At 45.9% G+C, this 6,987-nt stretch carries 4 protein-coding genes; all 4 read right to left on the reverse strand.

Translation table 11 applies throughout. From position 1 onward, the window contains the following. Nucleotides 1-1,260: an ABC transporter permease gene (locus tag EO766_RS14895; RefSeq protein ID WP_074420357.1), complete on the reverse strand. Its 1,260-nt coding sequence runs from the start codon at nucleotides 1,258-1,260 to the stop codon at nucleotides 1-3. A gap of 69 nt (nucleotides 1,261-1,329) precedes the next feature. Then, complete coding sequence (locus EO766_RS14900) at nucleotides 1,330-2,403, reverse strand: efflux RND transporter periplasmic adaptor subunit (protein WP_074419653.1); 1,074 nt, start codon at nucleotides 2,401-2,403, stop codon at nucleotides 1,330-1,332. A gap of 341 nt (nucleotides 2,404-2,744) precedes the next feature. Next, the gene (locus EO766_RS14905) at nucleotides 2,745-3,650 is read right to left on the reverse strand and encodes a S66 peptidase family protein (protein ID WP_074419654.1); all 906 of its coding nucleotides are present in this window, start codon (nucleotides 3,648-3,650) and stop codon (nucleotides 2,745-2,747) included. A 74-nt stretch (nucleotides 3,651-3,724) separates the two neighbouring features. Further along, nucleotides 3,725-6,987: beta strand repeat-containing protein (locus EO766_RS14910; RefSeq protein WP_287101469.1), on the reverse strand; the 3,263-nt coding region annotated here is incomplete at its 5' end.

Below are 6,987 nucleotides of genomic sequence, written 5' to 3' on the forward strand. Positions count from 1 at the left end.
TTATTTTCCTCTGATAATGATGACCGGATCTATTTTACTGGCTTTGCGGGCCGGTAACCATCCGGCTAAATAAGTGGTAATCAACGAAAAACTTATCCCTATCAAATAAAACAATGGATTATAATTAATGGGATATGTTTTTACCGTAGGCAATGCGGCTGTATGAAAAGGAACATGATGAATGAGTACCGACAACCCAAACCCGGAAAGCAAACCGGTGAAGCCGCCAAACAAACCAATACCAATGGCAATGACTAAAAATATTGCTTTTACATCGCGCCCTGCAAAGCCGGTGGCTTTTAAAATGGCAATGGTATCCATCTTTTCATAAATCATCATGTTCAAAATATTGTAAATACCAAAGCCGGCTACAATTAACAAAGTAATGCCAACAGCATAGGATATTAGACTTCGCACAAAACTACCTGTTTCAAACTGCGAATTGGCTGTTTGAATATCTTCGCCATCAACCCCATAAATACGGGCAAAGGTTTTGGCCAAAGCCGGCGCCCGGTTAATATCGTATAATTTTATTCTTATATCGGTAATGTATAAGGACGATTTGCCAAGTATTTTTTGAACAGTCTGGATAGACGCGTAACTTTGTGCTTTATCAAAATCCTGCAAACCCGATTGAAAATAACCTACTACTTTTAACTGAAATATAGATCCGGTACTGGTAGTAATTTGTACCACATCGCCCACATTGGCTACTAATTTTTCGGCCAAAGCTTTGCCCAACACAATGCTGTTGGGTACGGTATTTAAATCGGCTGCTTTACCTGCTACGATATAATCATCAAAATGAAACAGTTTGGTTTCTGCAGCTACATCAATACCATTTATCGCCCCATTAATATCTACCGTACCATCATTAAAAAAAACTTGTGCCGTGATAGTGGGTGCAACACCCATTACCTGTTTATTTTGTTGCAATGCCTGAATAATGGGGCCGCTATTATATATCTCCTGCCGTATATTCCCCGATTTTAAAGAACTGATAAACGGATAACTATTTCGGTAAGCCGGCCAAAGGGTAACGGGCTGGTCTTTATGTGGCCTAATATCATTATACAACCGAATGTGTGGCGTACGGTTTACTACCAGCCCATCCAACAAATCGTTTAAACCACTCATAAAACTCAGCAGTGCAATAAACATGGTTATACCAAAGGTTACACCAACTGCAGCTACCAGTGTTTGCCGCCAGCGCGCCATGAGCAGGGATTGTGCAATATTGACAATTAATTTTAAGATCATGAATGATTAAAAAACAAATTAAATGATTTTTATAATTGCAGTAAAGAAGTATAAGCCTTTACGGGCATTTCATTCCATCAACTCATCCTTAGTTGTAATGCCCGATACGATTTCAATTTTTTGATAATCTTTTATACCCACTACTACTTTTTGTTTTTTGCCATTGGCCAGTAAAACCGAATCGCCGGGTAACAAATAATTAGCAGGAATGGTAATGGCATCTTGTTTTTGCCGAATTACAATATTAGCTTCTAAAGTAAGGTTGGGATACAATACCGGCGGCGATTGTACCAATGCAGCATCTACCTTAAAAGTGCGGGAATGTTCATCCATGGCCGGGTAAATTTTAACCACTTTTGCCTCAAATACTTTACCCTTATAACTATCCATGGTGTACAATACCTGCATGCCATTGTGTATGCGGGCTATATCATGTTCATCTATCTGCAATTCCAATAAAAACTGATGTGCAGCCCCTACCAATGCCAGGGCTGTTTGTGGACTCACCAATTCTCCTTTCTTTTTATTCAGTTGAAACACCATCCCATCTACATCGCTTTTAACGGTATAATCGTTTTTGGCTGTTCCGGCAATGGCTAAATTTTTCTGAGCCTGTTGGGCACTAAAATCTATTTGCTTTTTTAAATCATCGTATTGCAATTGTGCTGCCTGCCATGCATGCAGGGCATTGGTATAGGCCAGTTCGCGCTGGTCTAAATCGTTTTTTGTACCGATTTGTTGTGCCCACAAATTGCGTTGGCGTTGTAACAACGTAGTGGCATTGTCTAACTGTGCTTTGGCATTTGCAATGCTAATCTTTGCCTCATTTAAACGGGCAGCATTGGCTGCTACCGATGCATTGGCTGCCACTAAAGCTGCATTTTCGGTATTTAAACGGGTGGCCGTATTAACGATATGCAAGATGGGCTGCCCTTTTTTTACCAGTTCCCCTTCGGTTACATATATGGTATCAATTAATCCGGTAACGGTGGCAAATGCCTCGTATTGCCGGTCTGATTTTACCATTCCGGAAGCATATACTGCCTCTGTAATGTTTTCTTGTTGGGGATAGATACTGCCTTTTTTGGGCTGACAAGCCACTAATAATACAAAAGCAATACAAACGATTATTTTTGAATACATATTGGTATATATACCTTACAAAGCTATTGATTTATTGATGACGATGGTATGATATTGCTCAGCCGCTGTAGAGGGGCATGCACGGGTTTTTTGTAGGGTATTTCACGCAAAGTTCGCAAAAGGTTTATATAAAAAAGAGTGCTGACTAATTGCCAACAAAAATCAGGATATTCAAAAAAGCTGGCCTTTTGATACCTGTAACCACCATCCCAAAATCGCATCCTCGGAAGCCCTAAAAGTCATCTGCAACTTCCATTTAGGTTGAGGAGGATGTCAATATGGTTCATCAATAATTGTAAAGGCTTGGGACCTTACCCAATGTCTAAAAACCAAAAACCGAATCATTCCTCCCGCAACACCACTTCTTTTTCTGTAACCATTAGTTGATGCTTTACCCTCAATTTAACAGCCAGGTTAGGTTCACCATGACTTACCGGAAAATGAAAAGCCACAGGATAGGTATATTCAGCCACATGTTCCCGTACAATTTCCTCCACTGTTTTGCCAAAAGGAATGGTGGTATCTTTCATCTCGGTAAAACCACCTACCAATAAACCGGCCAATCGCTGCAACATGCCGGCCCTTTTCAGTTGTACCAGCATACGGTCTATGTTATACAAATATTCACCCACATCTTCAATCAGCAAAATTTTATCGGCTGTTTGCAGTGCATCTTGACTGCCGATTAAATGTGCAATGATTGACAGGTTGCCCCCCACCAGCTCCGCATTGGCTATCCCCTGACGGTTCAAAGGATGCACCGGCACGGTATAATGCACCGGCTTGCCAACCAAAATGGCTTTGAGCGAAGCCACTGATTCCCGCTCAGCTCCCCCCTCATTAAAAGCCCCGGCCATAGGTGCATGCAGGGCAGGTACGCCCAGCCGGTTTAAACGGGCATGTAATACCGAAATATCACTAAAGCCAATGATCCATTTGGGATATTGTAAAAAAGCGGTAAAATCCAGTTCATCTATGATTCTGCTTAACCCATAACCACCACGTGCACACAAAATGGCATCAATAGCCGGATTATTGAGCATGGCCTGCATGTCGGCCAGCCGCTCCACATCTGTACCGGCAAAATAATGGTATTGCAAACCCACTGTTTTACCCAACTGCACCCGGTAACCCCAGCCTTGCAGGGTATTTACACAGGTTTGCACTTTTTCGATAGGCATATAACCGGAGGGGCAGATAATGCCGATGGTAGCGACGGTTGGTAAATGAGACGGTAAAACAACCATGCTACAATATTACAAAAAGAGCAATAAAAAACCTGCTGAAAAGTAATGTTCCAGTAGGTTAAATAAGTAGTGTTCTATTGAATTACAGTAACATCAAATAATATTTGTGCCCCTCCACCACCAGGCCCAATCCTATTACCATTTTGAGATGCAAAGCAAATCGTCAACACACCATTTGCACTTATTCTACACCAACTTATTATAACGTCATTCCCACCAGTATTTAAGTTATTTCTAGGATTTATAATAACAGAAGCCCCTGGAACGGCATTTGCTAAATTACCAGTTAAAGTAACAGTCACAATTAAATCACCACCAGGACCTCCTGGAATATTCTGATTAGGTATAGAAATTGTACCTTTTATTATCCCATTTAATACTGTACCTGTACCATTAACCCCAATTTTAGCAGTACCATTCACGTCTAAATTAGCCTGTGGGGTAGTAGTTTTTATGCCGACCTGTCCATTAGGATCCACTATACTTAAAGCCGTACCTGCTGAATTTTGCCATTCCTGCAAATTATTGGTTTGCGTACCATTTGCCTGTATAATCAACCCTTTTATATTGGTAGTATTCAATATTCTTGTATTGTAATTTCCAATACCACCCTGGAATGTTGGGAAAGTTCCAGTTCCGCGTCCACCTAACAAATCCATACCCCAATAGGCACCTATTTGCAAGTTACGGCCACCACCACCCTGCCATACAACATCACCTCCACTACTACCGATTCGAAAATCGCCGGTACCCGCAGAATTTGTAAACAATATTTGAGCAATATTGGTCTGGCTACTCTGTGCATCCACCTGTAAGATACTGGGTGCACCAGGCTTAGATATATTAACCGTACCGGCCACATCTAATAAATTAGCCGTATTGGGTGTTCTACCAATACCTATTTGACCAGTAGACAATATTCTCAATCGTTCTAAAGAATTAGTTTTGGCAACAAAATCTACAGCATCTGTAGTACCAATAAAGTTGGTACCTGCGGTAGTACCGGTATTACCGGTTAAATACCAACCATTATTTGGGCCAGTTGGACCAGTAACTCCCGTAGCTCCTGTTTGGCCGGTTGCGCCTGTTTGACCAGTTGAACCTGTGTTACCTGTTGCTCCGGTATTTCCTGTGGCGCCGGTTTGACCAGTGGCTCCGGTATTTCCTGTGGCACCTGTCTGTCCAGTGGTGCCTGTGTTACCTGTTGTTCCTGTGTTACCCGTTACTCCGGTATTTCCTGTGGCACCTGTCTGTCCAGTGGTGCCTGTTTGACCGGTAGCTCCCGTTTGGCCGGTGGCGCCTGTGTTACCTGTTGTTCCTGTTTGGCCGGTCGCTCCTGTATTTCCTGTGGCGCCTGTCTGTCCAGTGGTGCCTGTTTGGCCGGTGGCTCCGGTTTGACCTGTTATTCCTGTGTTACCTGTTATTCCTGTGTTACCTGTTGCTCCGGTATTTCCTGTCGCTCCGGTTTGACCAGTGGCGCCGGTAGCTCCCGTTTGGCCGGTGGCTCCAGTTTGGCCGGTTACTCCTGTGTTACCAGTAGCACCTGTCTGTCCAGTGGTGCCTGTTTGGCCGGTCGCTCCTGTATTTCCTGTGGCGCCTGTCTGTCCAGTGGTGCCTGTTTGGCCGGTGGCTCCGGTTTGACCTGTTATTCCTGTGTTACCTGTTACTCCGGTTTGGCCGGTGGCTCCGGTTTTTCCTGTAGCACCGGTTTGACCAGTCGCTCCTGTGTTACCTGTGGCTCCGGTTTGGCCGGTTGAACCTGTATTTCCCGTTACTCCGGTATTTCCTGTTGCACCAGTTTGACCGGTAGCTCCCGTTTGGCCGGTTACTCCTGTGTTACCTGTTACTCCGGTTTGTCCGGTTGCTCCGGTATTTCCTGTGGCTCCGGTCTGTCCAGTGGTGCCTGTTTGACCGGTTACTCCGGTATTTCCTGTGGCTCCGGTATTTCCTGTCGCTCCGGTCTGTCCAGTGGTGCCTGTTTGACCTGTTATTCCTGTGTTACCTGTTATTCCTGTGTTACCTGTTGCTCCGGTTTGACCGGTCGCTCCGGTTTGACCAGTGGCGCCGGTAGCTCCCGTTTGGCCGGTTGAACCTGTATTTCCTGTTACTCCGGTATTTCCTGTCGCTCCGGTCTGACCGGTTGAACCTGTGTTACCTGTTGTTCCTGTATTTCCTGTTACTCCGGTTTGGCCGGTGGCTCCAGTTTGGCCTGTTGCTCCGGTATTTCCTGTGGCACCAGTTTGACCGGTTACTCCTGTGTTACCTGTTACTCCGGTTTGGCCGGTGGCTCCGGTTTGACCTGTTATTCCTGTGTTACCTGTTGCTCCGGTTTGGCCGGTGGCTCCTGTATTACCTGTAGCACCTGTTTGACCAGTGGCGCCGGTAGCTCCCGTTTGGCCGGTTACTCCTGTGTTACCAGTAGCACCGGTTTGACCGGTGGATCCTGTTTGACCTGTTACTCCTGTGTTACCTGTTACTCCGGTTTGTCCGGTTGCTCCTGTATTTCCTGTGGCTCCGGTCTGTCCAGTGGTGCCTGTTTGGCCGGTAGCTCCGGTTTGGCCAGTAGCTCCGGTTTGACCTGTTATTCCTGTGTTACCTGTTGCTCCGGTATTTCCTGTCGCTCCGGTTTGACCGGTCGCTCCTGTATTTCCTGTGGCACCTGTCTGTCCAGTGGTGCCTGTGTTACCAGTTACACCGGTATTTCCGGTGGCTCCCGTATTTCCGGTGGCTCCGGTTTGACCGGTTACTCCTGTGTTACCTGTTGTTCCTGTTTGACCGGTCGCTCCTGTGTTACCTGTTGTTCCTGTTTGACCGGTCGCTCCTGTGTTACCAGTAGCACCTGTCTGTCCAGTGGTGCCTGTTTGGCCGGTGGTGCCTGTGTTACCAGTTACTCCGGTATTTCCGGTGGCTCCTGTATTTCCGGTGGCTCCGGTTTGACCGGTTACTCCTGTGTTACCAGTAGCACCTGTCTGTCCAGTGGTGCCTGTTTGGCCGGTCGCTCCTGTATTTCCTGTGGCGCCTGTCTGTCCAGTGGTGCCTGTTTGGCCGGTTGAACCTGTATTTCCCGTTACTCCGGTATTTCCTGTGGCACCAGTTTGACCGGTTACTCCTGTGTTACCTGTTACTCCGGTTTGGCCGGTGGCTCCGGTCTGTCCAGTGGTGCCTGTTTGACCAGTAGCACCAGTTTGACCGGTTGAACCTGTATTTCCCGTTACTCCGGTATTTCCTGTCGCTCCGGTCTGACCGGTTGAACCTGTGTTACCTGTTGTTCCTGTATTTCCTGTTACTCCGGTTTGGCCGGTGGCTCCAGTTTGGCCTGTTGCTCCGGTATTTCCTG

The organism is Hydrotalea sp. AMD (genome assembly GCF_004100315.1).
Taxonomy (GTDB): Bacteria; Bacteroidota; Bacteroidia; order Chitinophagales; family Chitinophagaceae; genus Hydrotalea; species Hydrotalea flava.